The 16,497-nt window shown below is 55.2% G+C and carries 13 protein-coding genes; 7 read left to right on the forward strand and 6 right to left on the reverse strand.

Annotation, left to right across the window (positions count from 1 at the left end; translation table 11 throughout):
• Positions 1–166 precede the first annotated feature (166 nt).
• Positions 167–2,782, forward strand: a complete 2,616-nt coding sequence (gene pepN, locus P6287_RS06940) for an aminopeptidase N (protein WP_277974710.1) — start codon at positions 167–169, stop codon at positions 2,780–2,782.
• Between the two features lie 79 nt (positions 2,783–2,861).
• Here the strand turns inward: pepN and ssuB are convergent, their stop codons facing one another.
• From ssuB to ssuE, 5 genes are read right to left on the reverse strand one after another with little or no spacing between them, the layout of a single operon-like run.
• The gene (ssuB, locus tag P6287_RS06945; protein WP_101760939.1) at positions 2,862–3,653 is read right to left on the reverse strand and encodes an aliphatic sulfonates ABC transporter ATP-binding protein; all 792 of its coding nucleotides are present in this window, start codon (positions 3,651–3,653) and stop codon (positions 2,862–2,864) included.
• Positions 3,650–4,438, reverse strand: coding sequence for an aliphatic sulfonate ABC transporter permease SsuC (gene ssuC / locus P6287_RS06950; protein WP_101760938.1), 789 nt, complete (start codon positions 4,436–4,438; stop codon positions 3,650–3,652). Before ssuC ends, ssuB begins: the two co-directional genes overlap by 4 nt.
• A gap of 11 nt (positions 4,439–4,449) precedes the next feature.
• Positions 4,450–5,595 (reverse strand): FMNH2-dependent alkanesulfonate monooxygenase, encoded by a 1,146-nt coding sequence (ssuD, locus tag P6287_RS06955; protein ID WP_192413844.1) that lies wholly within the window; start codon positions 5,593–5,595, stop codon positions 4,450–4,452.
• A gap of 2 nt (positions 5,596–5,597) precedes the next feature.
• Entirely contained in the window at positions 5,598–6,566 is a 969-nt protein-coding gene (locus P6287_RS06960; RefSeq protein ID WP_137385505.1) for a sulfonate ABC transporter substrate-binding protein, read from the reverse strand.
• Between the two features lie 10 nt (positions 6,567–6,576).
• The gene (gene ssuE, locus P6287_RS06965; RefSeq protein ID WP_101760936.1) at positions 6,577–7,128 is read right to left on the reverse strand and encodes an NADPH-dependent FMN reductase; all 552 of its coding nucleotides are present in this window, start codon (positions 7,126–7,128) and stop codon (positions 6,577–6,579) included.
• Positions 7,129–7,884: 756 nt separating this feature from the next.
• On the opposite strand from ssuE, the gene P6287_RS06970 reads away from it, so the two are divergent.
• From P6287_RS06970 to P6287_RS06990, 5 genes are all read left to right on the forward strand, one after another.
• Complete coding sequence (locus P6287_RS06970; RefSeq protein ID WP_192413842.1) at positions 7,885–8,712, forward strand: hypothetical protein; 828 nt, start codon at positions 7,885–7,887, stop codon at positions 8,710–8,712.
• 97 nt (positions 8,713–8,809) lie between these two features.
• Positions 8,810–10,327 (forward strand): oligosaccharide flippase family protein, encoded by a 1,518-nt coding sequence (locus P6287_RS06975; protein WP_277974711.1) that lies wholly within the window; start codon positions 8,810–8,812, stop codon positions 10,325–10,327.
• Between the two features lie 2 nt (positions 10,328–10,329).
• Positions 10,330–11,331 (forward strand): glycosyltransferase, encoded by a 1,002-nt coding sequence (locus P6287_RS06980; RefSeq protein WP_225614528.1) that lies wholly within the window; start codon positions 10,330–10,332, stop codon positions 11,329–11,331.
• A gap of 119 nt (positions 11,332–11,450) precedes the next feature.
• A complete protein-coding gene (gene pyrD / locus P6287_RS06985) occupies positions 11,451–12,461 on the forward strand; it encodes a quinone-dependent dihydroorotate dehydrogenase (RefSeq protein ID WP_192234385.1) in 1,011 nt (336 codons plus the stop codon).
• Between the two features lie 147 nt (positions 12,462–12,608).
• A complete protein-coding gene (locus P6287_RS06990) occupies positions 12,609–13,151 on the forward strand; it encodes a cell division protein ZapC (RefSeq protein WP_101760931.1) in 543 nt (180 codons plus the stop codon).
• Between the two features lie 5 nt (positions 13,152–13,156).
• Here P6287_RS06990 and P6287_RS06995 read toward each other — a convergent pair whose 3' ends face one another.
• Positions 13,157–14,266 (reverse strand): YcbX family protein, encoded by a 1,110-nt coding sequence (locus P6287_RS06995; protein WP_277974712.1) that lies wholly within the window; start codon positions 14,264–14,266, stop codon positions 13,157–13,159.
• A gap of 108 nt (positions 14,267–14,374) precedes the next feature.
• Between P6287_RS06995 and rlmKL the strand changes: the two genes are divergently transcribed.
• Positions 14,375–16,492, forward strand: a complete 2,118-nt coding sequence (gene rlmKL, locus P6287_RS07000) for a bifunctional 23S rRNA (guanine(2069)-N(7))-methyltransferase RlmK/23S rRNA (guanine(2445)-N(2))-methyltransferase RlmL (RefSeq protein ID WP_210080563.1) — start codon at positions 14,375–14,377, stop codon at positions 16,490–16,492.
• Positions 16,493–16,497 lie beyond the last annotated feature (5 nt).

The following is a 16,497-nucleotide window of genomic DNA, read 5'->3' on the forward strand; positions in this document are numbered from 1 at the left end:
CGATCACACCATAATTGCGGGTGGCAGGTCGAGGGTCATTTGTGCCATTGTTAATGAATTGTAGCCTTTTCAACGAACGCACGCATTGACCGTGGCAACAGAGGCACAACCCGCTTAGACTTTGACGGGTCAACATATTAACGATTTAACGATGCGAGAAGGACTCATGACGCAACAGCCGCAAATTAAATATCGCCACGATTACCGTGCGCCGGACTACACCATTACCGATATCGACCTGACTTTTGATCTGGATGCGGCTTCGACGCGTGTCACGGCGGTCAGTCAGGTGAAGCGTTTGGGCGCTACCGATGCGGAACTGCGTCTGGATGGCGAAGACCTCACGCTGGTATCGCTGGCGGTGGATGGCAATCCGTGGCCGCATTACCGTGAAGAAGAGGGCGCGTTGTTCATCAACCAGTTGCCGGACAACTTCACTCTGACCATCATTAATGACATTCATCCGGATAAAAACACCGCGCTGGAAGGGTTATACCAATCCGGCGATGCGCTCTGTACCCAATGTGAAGCCGAAGGTTTCCGTCATATTACGTGGTATCTCGATCGCCCAGACGTGCTGGCGCGCTTCACCACCACCATTATTGCCGATGCCGCGCGTTATCCTTATTTACTCTCCAACGGTAACAAGCTGGAGAGCGGTCGCCATGAAGATGGCCGCCATTGGGTGAAGTGGCAAGATCCGTTCCCGAAACCGTGCTACCTGTTTGCGCTGGTGGCGGGTGATTTCGACGTATTACGTGATAGTTTTACTACGCGTTCAGGCCGCGATGTGGCGCTGGAGATCTTTGTCGATCGCGGCAACCTTGATCGTGCTGATTGGGCGATGACCTCGCTGAAAGCCAGCATGAAGTGGGATGAAGAGCGCTTTAACCTTGAGTACGACCTCGACATCTTTATGATCGTCGCGGTGGATTTCTTCAATATGGGGGCGATGGAGAACAAAGGCCTTAACGTCTTCAACTCCAAATATGTGCTGGCGAAAGCCGAAACCGCCACCGACAAAGATTACCTCGGCATTGAAGCGGTGATCGGTCACGAATATTTCCACAACTGGACCGGCAACCGCGTGACCTGCCGCGACTGGTTCCAGCTCAGCCTGAAAGAGGGGCTGACAGTATTCCGTGATCAGGAGTTCAGCTCCGATCTCGGTTCGCGCGCGGTGAACCGTATCGATAACGTACGTGTGATGCGCGGTGCGCAGTTCGCGGAAGACGCCAGCCCAATGGCGCATCCGATCCGTCCGGATCAGGTGATCGAAATGAACAACTTCTACACCTTAACGGTGTATGAGAAAGGGTCAGAAGTGATCCGCATGATGCACACCTTGCTGGGCGAAGAGAATTTCCAGAAAGGCATGCAACTCTATTTCGAGCGTCACGATGGCAGCGCCGCCACCTGCGATGATTTCGTGCAGGCGATGGAAGATGCCTCGAACGTCGATCTGTCGCAGTTCCGCCGCTGGTACAGCCAGGCGGGCACGCCAATCCTGACGGTGCGCGATGACTACAATCCAGAGCTGGAACAGTACACGCTGCACGTCACCCAGCGCACGCCGGCCACCGCCGAGCAGAAAGAGAAGCTGCCGCTGCACATTCCGCTGGATATCGAACTGTACGATAACGAAGGCAAGGTGATCCCGCTGCAGCATAACGGTCATCCGTTGCATCACGTGCTGAACGTCACCGAAGAGTTCCAGACCTTTATTTTCGATAACGTTTACTTCCAGCCGGTGCCATCGCTGCTGCGTGAATTCTCTGCGCCCGTGAAGCTCGACTACAAATGGAGCGATGCGCAACTCACCTTCCTGATGCGCCACGCGCGTAATGACTTTGCGCGCTGGGATGCGGCGCAAAGCCTGCTGGCAACCTACATTCGCCTCAACGTCGCACGTCATCAGCAGGGCCAGCCGCTATCGCTGCCGCTGCATGTGGCAGATGCGTTCCGCGCGGTGCTGCTGGATGAGCAGGGCGATCCGGCGCTGAAAGCGTTGATTCTCTCGCTGCCGTCTGAGAATGAAATCGCCGAGCTGTTTGATGTCATCGATCCGCTGGCGATCTCAGCGGTGCGCGATGCGCTGGTGCGTACGCTGGCTAAAGAGCTGAGTGACGAATTCTTTGCGCTCTATCTGGCCAACCAAAGCAGCGAATACAAAATTGAGCACGCGGAGATTGGCAAGCGCACGCTGAAAAATGTCTGCCTCGGTTATCTGGCCTTCGCCGATGCGGCACAGGCGGACAAGCTGGTGCAGGCGCAATATCAGCAGGCAAACAACATGACCGATGCGTTAGCGGCGCTGTCTGCCGCGGTGGCGGCGAACCTGCCATGTCGCGATACGCTGCTGGCGGCCTATGATGAGCGCTGGCATCAGGATGGTCTGGTGATGGATAAATGGTTTGTGCTGCAAGCCACCAGCCCAGCGGCGGACGTGCTGAGCAACGTGCGTGAGCTGCTGAATCACCGTTCGTTCACCATGGGCAACCCGAACCGCATCCGTTCACTGATTGGTGCGTTCGCGTCTGGTAATCCCGCGGCGTTCCACGCTAAAGATGGCAGCGGTTATCAGTTCCTGGTGGAGATGTTGACCGATCTCAACACGCGCAACCCGCAAGTGGCTGCACGCATGATTGAGCCGCTGATTCGCCTGAAACGCTACGATGCCGATCGTCAGGCGCTGATGCGTAAAGCGCTGGAAACGTTGCAAGGGCTGGATAAGCTGTCGGGCGATCTGTATGAGAAAATCACCAAGGCGTTAAACGCGTAAGAAAACCATGCGCAATAAATTGCGCCGCTACGAATAAATGCACACATCCGTAGCGGCGCGATTTATCGCGCGTCTTCAATTAACTCTGCTGCGCAAACTTCAACGGCTGCTCTGACGAGCCGCGCTTCATCACCCGATCCAGCACTTCCGCTTCCAGCTCTGCCAGACGTGCCGATCCGCGACGGCGTGGGCGCGGTAAATCGACGATCAAATCCAGGCCAATCTGGCCTTCCTCAATCAACAATACGCGATCGGCAATAGCTACCGCTTCGCTGACATCGTGCGTCACCAGCAGCACGGTGAAGTTATGCTGCTGCCACAGCGACTCAATCAATCCCTGCATTTCGATACGCGTCAACGCATCCAGCGCCCCGAGCGGCTCGTCGAGCAGCAGCAAACCTGGGCGGTGAATCAGCGCACGCGCCAACGCCACACGCTGTTTCTGTCCGCCGGATAACGCGGCAGGCCATTCATTGGCGCGATCCGCCAATCCCACCGCTTCGAGCGCTTCCAGCGCGGCGGCGCGCCATTCGCGGCCTTTCAGTCCCAGCCCTACGTTATCAATCACCTTTTTCCACGGCAGTAAGCGTGAATCCTGGAACATCAAACGCGTATCTTCGCGTGCCTCGGATAACGGCGCATTGCCCGCCAGCAACGCCCCGCGCGTGGTGGATTCCAGACCCGCCAGCAGGCGCAGCAAGGTACTTTTCCCGCAGCCGCTACGGCCGACCACGGCGACGAACTGCCCAGAGGGAATATGCAGATCGATATTATTCAGGATGGTGCGATCGCCATATTGCTTGCTGACGCCATTCACACCAACCGGCGTACCGCGATTTAAGCGCGCCGGATTTAGGGTTGCGTTGCTCATGCGTTCTCCTTCACTTGGTAGGCCGGATGCCAGCGCAGCCAGACGCGCTCCAGCAGTTGTGCCGCGACGTCGGCGAGTTTGCCGAGCAGGGCATAGAGAATGATGGCCACCACCACCACGTCGGTTTGCAGGAATTCACGGGCGTTCATCGCCAGATAACCAATGCCAGAGTTAGCGGAAATGGTTTCGGCGACAATCAGCGTCAGCCACATCAGGCCAAGGGCAAAACGTACGCCAACCATAATCGAAGGCAGCGCACCAGGCAGAATCACCTGAATGAACAGGCTCCAGCCAGACAAGCCGTAGCTGCGCGCCATCTCGACCAAACCCCGATCAATATTACGAATGCCGTGATAAGTATTCAGGTAAATCGGGAACAGCGTGCCCAGCGCCACGAGGAAAATCTTGGCGGATTCGTCGATGCCGAACCATAAAATCACCAGCGGAATCAGCGCCAGATGCGGCACGTTACGCAGCATCTGCACCGAGGTATCCAGCAAGCGTTCGCCGACGCGCGAGGTGCCGGTAATCAAACCCAGAATCAAACCAATCGAGCCACCAATAGAGAAACCGATGGCGGCACGCCAGCTGCTGATCGCCAGGTTTTGCCACAGTTCTCCGCTCACCGTCAGCTTCCAGAAGGTGATGAGGATGTTTTCCGGCGACGGCAAAATGCGCGTCGACAGCCAACCCACTTGCGATGCCAGTTGCCACAGCGCAATCAGCACCACCGGCAACACCCACGGCAATACAGCATTGGTCAGCCTGGTTTTAACGTTCGCCATCATCTGCTCCTTTAGCTCTGCGACACTTTTTGCGGCGTGAAATCGTTGGCCACCGCTTCACCGTGCGCTTGCACCACGCGCGGCTTCGGCACTTCCGGAATCGCCAAATCGAGGTGCGGGAACAGCAACTCACCTACGCGATAAGCCTCTTCCAGATGCGGATAGCCGGAGAGAATAAAGGTCTCGATGCCGAGATCCTGATACTCCTGCATGCGCGCCGCCACGGTTGGGCCATCGCCCACTAACGCGGTGCCTGCGCCGCCGCGCACCAGGCCGACACCGGCCCACAGATTCGGGCTGATCTCCAGCTTGTCGCGACGTCCACCGTGCAGTGCGGCCATACGCTGCTGGCCCACCGAATCGGTGCGCGCAAACGCGGCCTGCGCTTTGGCAATGGTGGCATCGTCGAGATGGGCAATCAGGCGATCCGCCGCTTGCCACGCTTCTTCATTGGTTTCGCGCACAATCACGTGCAGACGAATCCCGAAGCGCACGGTGCGGCCTTGTGCCACCGCTTTGGCGCGCACTTGCTCAATCTTCTCTTTAACTAACGCCGGCGGTTCGCCCCAGGTGAGATAGACATCGACCTGTTCAGCGGCCAGATCCTGCGCGGCATCTGATGATCCGCCAAACCACAGCGGCGGACGCGGTTCCTGCACCGCTTTAAACATCAGACGCGCACCGCGCACCTTCACATGCTTGCCTTCGTAATCGACGGTTTCGCCTTCGCTCACCCGCCGCCAGACGCGGGTAAACTCAGCGGACTCTTCATAGCGCTCACGGTGATCGAGGAACACGCCATCGCCGGCTAACTCTTCCGGATCGCCGCCGGTGACCAGATTAAACAGCGCGCGACCATTCGACAGACGATCCAGCGTGGCGGCCTGACGCGCCGCCTGCGTCGGTGAAATCACGCCCGGACGCAGTGCGACGAGGAAACGCAGACGCTGCGTAACCGGAATCAATGACGCCGCCACCAGCCAGGCATCTTCACAGGAGCGACCGGTGGGGATCAGCACGCCGCCGAAGCCAAGGCGATCCGCTGCCTGCGCAATCTGTTGCAGATAACCATGATCAACCGGGCGCGAACCTTCCGCGGTGCCGAGATAGTGACCATCGCCGTGCGTCGGGAGAAACCAAAATACGGATACGCTCATGATTAATTTCCTTTAGGCTGGGCGGATTGTGGATGCCAGATGCGGTCAGCAATATTCACTTTTACCGGCATCAGATGATTGGCATAAAACAGATCGGCCGTTTGCTGTTGGGCCTGCGCGGTATGGGCGCTGACCGGCGTAATGGTGGTCGGTGGACGATGGTCGAGATAGCTGGCAATCACCGGTTTCGGTAAGCCCATCGCATTCGCCAGCAGATCGATACTCTGGTCGCGCTGGCTGCGCGTTAACGCATCGGCTTCGCTGAAGGTATTCAGGACCTGCTGCACAAAGGCGCCGTTCGCCTCGGTGTATTTGCGCGTGGCTAAATAGAAGGAGCCGGTTTGATTGAGTTTGCTGCCGTCGGCCAGCACGCGCACGTTGCCTTGCAGCAGCGCGGCAGAGTAATAAGGATCCCAAATTGCCCAGGCATCAACATCACCTTGCTGAAACGCGGCGCGCGCATCGGCAGGCGTCAGATAGGTTGGCTGGATATCTTTAAAACTCAGCCCGGCCTGTTCCAGCGCACGCAGCAGCAGGTTGTGCGAGCTGGAGCCTTTCTGGAACGCCACTTTATGGCCTTTCAGTTCGGCCACGCTGTGAATCGGGCTGTCTTTCGGCACTAAAATCACTTCGGCTTGCGGCTTGGGTGGCTCCGAGCCGACATACAGCAGATCGGCACCTGCGGCCTGCGCAAACAGCGGCGGGATGTCGCCGGTGCTGCCCAAATCGATGCTATCGACGTTAAGCGCCTCGAGCATCTGCGGGCCCGCCGGGAATTCCACCCACTTTATATTGGTGTGCGGGAAGCGCTGCTCCAGCAGCTTGTGGGTTTTCGCCAATACCATGCTCACCGAACCTTTCTGGTAACCGATGCGCAACTGTTCTGGTGCGTCGGCGGCCTGTGCGCTCACGCTCAAGGTGAGCAGCGCCGCGACGGCTGGCATGAGTAAACCCGTCAATATCCTTTTCATCTCTCTTCCTTTATACCGCTTGTGCGTAAGGTGGGTGGCGACGATGCAGCGCGTGCCAGAAGGTATCCAGCGCTTCATCAATGCGTTGCGAAAGCAGCGGATCGAGCAGCGGCTGGCGGTCGTAATCGGTAACCTGGCCGTCAGTGGCGAACACGCCGTGCAACACTTCCTGCGCCTTTAGCGCGTTGAGTACCGGCTTCAGCGCGTAGTCCACCGCCAGCAGATGTGAAGCGCTGCCGCCGCTGGCCAGTGGCAGCACTACTTTGTGTTCCAGCGCGCGCTCGGGCAGTAGATCCAGCAGGGTTTTCAGTGCGCCGGAGAACGAAGCCTTATAAATAGGCGTGGCGACAATTACGCCATCCGCCAGCGCCAAATCGGCTTTCAACGCGGCCAATGCGGGAGAATCGAAGCGTGCATAGAGCAAATCTTCAGGCTGGAAGTTGTGAATATTCCATGGAATAACTTCGACACCGCGTGCTTCCAGCGCGTGCTGGCACAGGCTCAGCAGCGCAGTAGAGCGTGAAGGGAAGCGAGGGCTGCCCGCCAGCGTAATAACCCGCATGGTCACTCCTTATAACTGAAAGTTATTGATTATCTGATATTCAGAACTGATGTGTTCAATACTGTCAGAGCAGGCAGCGAGGCTTAAATGATTTATCTGGTAATCCTAAGTCGCAAAATGGGATAGCCAGTGACATATAAAGAGGGGGATGAAAACGCAGGTTTCAGGCGCTTAGGTATAATCTGAAAAGCGAGGCTGCAAGGGTGCAGTTATATAAATCCTGCGGCCTCAGTGAATGACGTTAATGATTAAAGGGCGTGATGCATGGGTAAAACAGAGTAGTAACCAGAGAAATATATTTATACAGACCGCGCAGTTACCGATTGCATGCAGTGCTTGATATTGAAAGTTATGGAAAAAGATAAACAATTCTCCACTATTCACTCCCTCATGAATCGGATAAAACTGAGCAACAGTTGTTTATTTCCTAATTTACCGTGGTTTTTATTTCACGAAATTTATGTCTAAACGCGAATAAAGGTTAATAAAATACGCACTATTCAATCCCCTTGTTACAAGTCATGCAAATTTTCGCCGATCAACATCACACTTCATGCAGCTGCGCTGAACAATTAATTTCGTAAGTTACATGTTAATGCTAATCGCGGTTGGAATTACAATTCCAGGCCTGTTTATAATCGGTTGAGCTAATTTCCGCTAGAACACGATAACGATATTTCACTTATTTATTTACGCCCGCGTTTTGTGGCGTGAACTGCCGTTGCGGCAAACCAATTTATTTTTAGGGAGATATATATGGGTAGTTCTTCATTTGCTCAGGATTTAACTGAGCAGCGGGTCGCGCCTGCCACCTTCAATCGCATCTCACCCTCGCCTAACGCTGCAGAGGAGCTGGTATGTTACTGGCTGCAACCCGATGCTGCGGGATCGCATCTCACCTCTTCATTGCTGCCGACCTTTCCGCACAGCACGCCGGCTGAAGATGATTTCCTGCTGTTCAGCGCGGAACGCAGCGCCTTGCCGGCCAACCTGCTGCAGGACGTGGCAAAGCTCAGTGACCAGCGTCCCGAGCTAAACTGTTTTGTGGTCTCACTGGCGAAGCGCGAGCTGGCGAACGGTTTACACTCTTCTCTGCAGCTGTTTCAGCAACTGCATGCGCAGCGCTGGTGGCAGCAGGGCGGCTTTGTGGTGATCTTGCGTGCTGGACTGGCCCGCGCGGGTGGGCCGCTGACGCGTATTCAGGATGTGATGCTGGCCGGATTACTGCATACGCAAACGGCGTGGGTGCTCGATTACGCCAGTGAAGCGTCGCTGACCACTCAGGTAGAAGCCTCGCCGCGCTTAACCTATCAGCAATTTATTACCGATTATGAAAAACTCACGCGATTGTCACACTATATTCCGGAGCGAAACCGCTATCGGGAAAGTTATTTACGCAGCGGCTTATTACAATTAGTCCAGCACGAGTTAAGTGGTGCCGATAAATTCTCAGATAATACCCGCCATGCATTAACCTACTTTGCGGAAAACTTCCCGGCCAAAGGTGCAATGGAAAAACTCATGTTGAAACAACCTGACATCTATTTCTCCATGATGAAAATGAGAAAAAAGCTGGGCGCTTAGCACCAACGTTAATTTTAAGAATAACTCCGGTGTGCGCGTGAATACTTTTATGTCACGCTTAAGGCCACTGAGATAATCCCCAGATGCCAAAACACCTATGTCTATAAAACGTAACGCGATTGCCAACTATGTTGGTCAAATCTATCTGACGCTGTCAGGTATTTTGGTTGTACCACTTTATATTCAACACTTAGGTATGGAAGCCTACGGTTTAGTGGGCTTCTTTTCGATCTTATTAACCTGGCTGCAATTACTCGATGCCGGTGTTTCGACCACCTTGATGCGGGAAGCGGCGCGCTATCGTGCTAATCAGGCGGAATTTGTCTGGTTCCCGGCGCTGTTTGCCACGCTGACCAAATTCTTCCTGTTCTCCACGATTGTGCTGGTGGTGTTGGGTTGGCTGGCGACACCGTGGATTGCCACGCACTGGCTGGATGCGCGTCATCTTCCGGCGGGCGATGTGGTGATTGCCGTGGCGATTATGGTGATCACTGCGGCGATACGCTGGCGCACCAGTCCGTATCGCAGCGTGATTGTGGGCTTCGAACATCAGGTGTGGCTGAACGGCGTCAACCTGATTATCACCACCTTGCGCACCTTTGGCGCGGTGCTGGTGATTCAATTCTTCTCTAATGCGGTATTGGCGTTTTTTGTCTGGCAGTTGCTGGTGTCGATTGCCGAAGCGGCCTGCTGTATCTACAAATCCTGCCAGCTGATCCCCAAAGCGGCGCGCAAAGAGAAGCGCGGCGATCTGAAAGAGGTGCTGAAACCCTTTATTCGTTTTGCGCTCAGCGCGGCATTTTCCAGCGCGGTGTGGACCTTTATTTCGCAAATCGACCGATTGGTGCTCTCCAAGACGCTGCCGCTAAGTGAATACGGTTCATTTACCGTGGTGGCGACCGCCGCGACCGGTATTCTGCTGCTGAGTAGCCCGATCATGCAGGCCATCGTGCCACGCATGACCGGCATGAAAACCCGCAAAGAGGGCGATGCGGAGTCCTTAAAACTTTACCGCTACACCACGCAGGCGGTGGCGATCTTTATGGCGCCGCTCAGTATCACCATCGCCTGTTACGCCGGCCCGCTGCTGTGGGCGTGGACGCAGAAAAGTCAGATTGTTGATGAGATGTCGTTTGTCCTTAGCCTGTACGCATTAGGCAGCGGCATTCAGGCTATCTGCGGTTTGCTCTATCACCTGCAATACATCAACGGCAACCTCAAGCTGCACATGAAAGGCTTCACCTGCTTTGCCGTGCTGCTGGTGCCGCTCAACATCTGGTGCGCCATTCACTACGGCGCACTGGGCACCGGTTGGCTGTGGCTGGGCCAGAACATCTTCTATCTGGTGGGCTGGGCGTGGCTGGTGCATCGCCGCTTTGCGCCGGGCATTCATTTCACCTGGTTAACCCGCGACGTGATGCTGATTTGGGCGGTTTCTGCCGTCGTCGCCTGGCTGAGCACCATGCTGCCGATCGAGTGGAACCAAAATCGCTGGCTCAACCTGCTGTGGCTTGGCTTGATTGGCGCGTTCAATCTCGGCGTCTGCTGTCTGCTGCACAGTGTGGTGTTGAAGCGTCTCAGAATTCCGTTGTTTAACGTTGAGGAAAGAGGATGAGCATGATGTCATCTCACCGTATCCCTACGGTTTCGGTCATCATACCGAACTGGAATTGCGCGCCCTGGCTGCCAGAAGCGATGGGTTCATTGCTGCGTCAGTCATCGCCGCCGGAACAGATCATTGTTATCGACGATGGTTCCAGTGACAGCAGCGTAGCCTGGCTCACGGCGTTTGCGGCTCAGCATCCGCAGGTAATCCTGCTAAGCGGTGAGCGCGGCGGCGTCAGCGCCGCGCGTATGAAAGGGCTCTCTGTCGCAACCGGTGATTTTGTTTACTTCATGGATGCCGATGATTTTGTCTCCACCGACTTGTTCGCCGACTTCCGTCGCGTGCAGGCGCGCCATGAAGATATCGATCTGTTCTGCTTTGGCGCGAAAATGTTTTTTGATGTGCCTGCCGCGCAGCGCCACTATCAAACCATTCACCAGCGTCATGTCAGTGGATTGCTGCCCGGCGGCAGCACCAGTTTACGTACGCTGATGCAGCATCAGTCGGCGCATCGCGTCGTGTGGAGCAGCATCATTTCGCGTCGCTTGATTGATCAACTGGCGCTGCAGTTTCTGCCGATTCAAAACCATGAAGATGCGCCTTACATGTTTGCGCTCTATCTGCAGGCGCGTAACATTTATTGCACCAGCCAAAGCTACTACTACAAACGCTTTATGCTGACGTCGCTGTCGCAAAGTACGCGCGATTTTTCCTATGTGAAAAATTACTTTATTGCGCGTGAAAGCAGCGAACAGTTCCTGCGCGATCGGCAACTGCCGGTGGATGCGGCGTTGCTGGATAGCTATTACCAAACGGTGATGCACAGCTGCCTGGCGCAGATGCGCAAAAATCACATGGTGATCCCAACGGATTGGCAACCGCAGGTGAATCAGCTGGTGCGCAATGTGTTGCAGCATAGCGCGCGTCTGAAGCTAATGTGGTATTGCCCGACGATTTACAGTGGCTTGCAGGCGTGTCGCGAACAGCTTGGCCGCTATTCTGCACGACGCTGATAACGATCAAATTGTGATGCAGTAGAACAATTTACTTTTGCGCCAGCGCACCTTACCATTCTGGCGCACATTTTCCCGTGCACCCCGACTTCCCTGGTTTCCGTCATTGAGGAGAGTGCATGTTATATCCTATCGTCCGGCCAGCGCTGTTTAAGCTTGATCCTGAGCGTGCGCACGAACTCACCTTTCAACAACTGCGTTTTATTAGCGGCACCCCGCTGGAAGGGCTGATTCGCCAGTCGCTGCCATCACGTCCGGTAACCTGCATGGGATTAACCTTCCCGAACGCGCTCGGCTTAGCGGCCGGTCTCGATAAGAATGCCGAGTGCATTGATGCCTTCGGCGCGATGGGCTTTGGTTTTGTCGAAGTGGGAACGGTAACGCCGCTGGCGCAACCGGGAAATGATAAACCGCGTATGTTCCGCTTAGTGCCTGCCGAAGGGATTATTAACCGCATGGGGTTTAATAATCTCGGCGTTGATCATCTGATTGCCAACGTTAAAAAGTCGCGCTTTAAAGGCATTCTCGGCATCAATATTGGCAAAAATAAAGATACGCCGGTCGAGAAAGGCAAAGACGATTATCTGATCTGCATGGAAAAGGTATATGCCCACGCCGGTTATATCGCCATCAATATTTCGTCACCCAACACGCCAGGATTACGCACGCTGCAATATGGCGAAGCGCTGGACGATCTTCTTTCTGCCATCAAATTAAAACAGCAAGAACTACAACAAAGGCACCTTAAATATGTGCCGGTGGCGGTAAAGATCGCGCCGGATCTGACTGAAGAAGAATTGATCCAGGTTGCCGACAGTTTGGTGCGCCACAATATTGATGGTGTGATTGCCACCAATACCACGCTTGATCGTTCGCTGGTGACCGGCCTTAAATACGCCGAAGAAATGGGCGGATTAAGTGGTCGTCCGGTGCAGTCACGCAGCACCGAAGTGATTCGCCGCCTGGCGCAAGAGCTGCAGGGCCGCTTACCTATTATCGGCGTCGGTGGTATTGATTCGCTGGTTTCTGCGCGTGAGAAAATTACCGCGGGTGCAACATTAGTGCAGATATACTCTGGATTTATTTATAAAGGCCCAGGCTTAATTAAAGATATCGTGACCCACCTCTAAGACATTTCCCACTTTACTGCGCCGAGGGGTTTATTTATCCCTTCGGCTCGTTTATATTTTGTCCTGCTGATGCCTTTTTCAGCTTTTTCTCAGATTTATTTTTTAATTAAGCGCCGTTTAGCGCAGCGATAAACCACAGGGCAGATCATGAAAATCAAACCTGATGACAACTGGCGTTGGTATTTCGACGCTGATCATGACCGCATGATGCTGGATTTAGCCGACGGCATGTTATTTCGCTCGCGCTTCTCGCGCAAAATGCTGACGCCTGATGCCTTTAATGTCAGCGGTTTTTGTGTTGATGACGCCGCGCTCTATTTTAGCTTTGAAGAACGTTGCCGTCAGAGTGGATTAAAAGGCGATCAGCGTGCGGAGTTAGTGTTAAACGCGCTGGTGGCTAGTCGTTTTCTCAAACCCCTGATGCCAAAAAGCTGGCACTTCACCAATCACGCGCACAGCTGGCAGCCCGCTGCGGGCGATATGGTGGCGGTGACGCTGGCTGATAGCGGCGAACAGGCACAACTGTTTGTGGTTGAAAGCGGTGAGAATGCCGCGCTGTGCTTATTAGCGCAAAACGCGTTAACCGTGGCGGGTAAAGGTATGCAGTTGGGTGATGCGATTAAGATCATGAACGATCGTCTACGTCCGCAGCAGCAGGAACAAACCGCCCACTTTGCGCGGGCGGTGTAATCGGCTTACGCCAGTTCGATATCGCCTGCCGGAATACAGCTGCAGCTTAAGATGGTACCATCCGCGCGCACCGCGCTTTTCTTCAGTGCCTTCACTTCACCCGCCACCAACGTCACTTTGCAGCTGCCACAAATCCCGGCGCGGCACGAGTAGGGAATGCGGAAACCCTGCATTTCCAACTGTTCCAGCAGCACTTGCTGATTATCGCCGCTAAAGCTCGTACCCTGATAATCGATGCTCACCGCGCTGTGGCTGCTGGCGGCTGGCGCCAGCGTTTCGACCACGGCGCCCGCACCGTAAGCGCGTGGGGTTTGCTTCTCGATAATGGTCACCGCATCGCCGACGCGAATAATGCCGCTATTAAGGGCGATCAAATTCAGGCCGAAATCGATATCGCCGCTGCCATCCTGCCCGCTGCGAAAACCCTGCAAGGTCGAGAGCGGTTCGCCATCAGGATGTTTACGGCCGCTTTCGGTACCGACGGTAGTAAACACGCAGCGGCTGCACGGCTTCGGCATCTCAAAGGTGATCTCGCCAATTTGCAGGCGTTTCCAGCTATCTTCTTCCCAGGCGGCCGCGCCGCTCACCACCAGATTGGGACGGAACTGCTCAACGCGCACGCTGGCCGGACAGCGCTGTTGCAGATCCTGCAACGAGGCCATATTCACCAGCAGGTAAGGAAAACCGTCGGCGAAACTCAGTGGCACATGATCAAAACGCTTCACGCGGCGCGTCGGTTGCACGCCGGTCCAGCGCAGCTGCACCGGACGCGGGAAGAAGGTGCTTAACCAGCTGTTGATCGCGTCAGGTGCAATATGCGCGGTGAAATGGTTGCCCCAGACTTCGGTGGGTGACTGCTCAGCAGTGAAATCAGCGAAGCGGATCAGCGCCTGCGAACCATCCGCTGCCTGCAGAAACAGCCCGTCCGGCAGCAGCGCCGGAGTAAAGCGCACCATTTCCGGAAACTGGCGGGCGGTCACGAACGTGCCGTCCCGTTCGGTCACCATAAAGATGCGATCAAAGCCCAGACCGCTTTCCAGCACCTGCGCATGTGACAGTTGCAGACCGCGCATAGATTTAACGGGATGGATGTAAAGGCGTGAAAGCGTAATCATCACCACTCCAAAAAAGGGGTCATAAGTTTTAAAGAAGCTAACTTTATGACATAGCACGCTGATTCGCTATAATGCGCAGCAATTTAAGCAAGAGTAAAAAGTGACGATATGAATTCTCTGTTTGCCAGTACGGCGCGTGGGCTCGAAGAGCTGTTGAAAAGTGAGCTAGACGCGCTGGGTGCGCAGGATTTGCAGGTGGTGCAGGGCGGCGTCCACTTCCAGGCCGACGACCATGTAATGTACCAAAGCCTGCTGTGGAGCCGTCTGGCTTCGCGCATTTTGCTGCCGCTGGGAGAATTTGGCGTCTGGAGCGATCTCGATCTTTACGTGGGTGCGCAAAGTATCCCGTGGACCGAGATGTTCGACAGCAACACCAGTTTTGCCATCCATTTTAGCGGCACCAACGAGGTGATCCGCAACAGCCAGTTCGGTGCGCTGCGCATTAAAGATGCCATCGTCGATAGTTTTACCCGCCAGAATCTGGAGCGCCCGAACGTTGATCGTGAACAACCGGGCATCCGCATCAATGCGTGGCTCAACAAAGATCGCGTCAGCATCGCGCTGGATCTAAGCGGTGATTCACTGCATCAGCGTGGCTATCGCCAGCAAACCGGCGCAGCGCCGCTAAAAGAAACCTTAGCGGCAGCCATCGTGATGCGTTCCGGCTGGCAGAGCAGCACGCCGCTGGTCGATCCGATGTGTGGTTCCGGTACGCTGCTGCTGGAAGCGGCGTTGATCGCCTGCGATCGCGCGCCTGGCCTGCTGCGTACCCATTGGGGCTTCAATCGCTGGAAGAAACACAATCAGGCTGCGTGGCAGGAAGTTCATGCTGCCGCGAAAGAGCGCGCGCGCGTGGGCACCGCCGCTGCGACCGCCCGTTTCTTTGGCTACGATAATGACAGCCGCGTGCTGGAATCAGCGCGCGCCAACGCCCGTCGTGCAGGCGTGTTCGAGCTGTTCACCTTTGCGCAGCAGGATGTGATTAAGCTGAAAAATCCGCTGGCGGGCAAAGAGATTACCGGCACGGTATTGAGCAATCCGCCGTACGGCGAGCGTCTGGAAAGCGAACCGGCGCTGATTGCGCTGCACAGCCAGCTGGGCCGCATCATGAAGCAGCACTTCGGCGGCTGGAATCTGTCGCTGTTCAGCGCTTCGCCAGAGCTGCTGAGCTGCTTGCAACTGCGTGCCGATCGCCAGTTCAAAGCCAAAAATGGCCCGCTGGAGTGCGTGCAGAAAAACTATCAGCTGGCTGCGACCAGCGCAGAAGGCGGCGCGCAGATCGCCGAAGATTTTGCTAACCGCCTGCGCAAGAACCTGAAGAAGCTGGAGAAATGGGCGCGTCAGTCGAATATCGATTGCTATCGTCTGTATGACGCCGATCTGCCTGAATACAACGTAGCGGTTGATCGTTACGCTGATTGGGTGGTGATTCAGGAGTATGCGCCGCCGAAAACCGTGGACGCCAACAAAGCGCGTCAGCGTCTGTTCGATGTGATCAGCGCTACGCTGAGCGTGCTGGAGATCCCGGCCAATCGTCTGGTAATGAAGACCCGCGAGCGCCAAAAAGGCAAAAGCCAGTATCAAAAGCTGGGCGAGAAGGGCGATTTCTTCGAAGTGCAGGAATTTGATGCGCGTCTGCTGGTGAATCTCACCGATTATCTGGATACTGGTTTGTTCCTCGATCACCGTATCGCGCGCCAGATGCTGGGCAAAATGAGCGCAGGCAAAGATTTCCTCAATCTGTTTGCGTATACCGGTACCGCCAGCGTACACGCCGGTTTAGGTGGCGCGAAAACCACCACCACCGTGGATATGTCGCGTACTTATCTGGAGTGGGCCGAGCGCAACCTGCGCCTTAACGGTTTAACCGGCCGTAATCATCGCCTGATGCACGCCGATTGCCTGAGCTGGTTGCGTGAGAGTGACGAACAGTTTGATTTGATCTTTATCGATCCGCCGACGTTCTCTAACTCTAAGCGCATGGAAGACGATTTCGACGTGCAGCGCGATCACATGATGCTGATGCAGAACCTGAAACGTTTGCTGCGTCGCGGTGGCACCATTATGTTCTCCAACAACAAGCGCGGCTTCAAAATGGATCTCGACGGCCTAGAACGTCTGGGTCTGCAGGCGCAGGAAATTACCCAAAAAACGCTGTCGCAGGATTTCGCGCGCAACCGTCAAATTCACAACTGCTGGCTGGTTAGCCACGCCGGTAAGGAATAAGTTTT

Origin of the sequence: Pantoea sp. X85 (assembly GCF_029623675.1) — a bacterium.
Classification (GTDB): domain Bacteria; phylum Pseudomonadota; class Gammaproteobacteria; order Enterobacterales; family Enterobacteriaceae; genus Pantoea; species Pantoea leporis.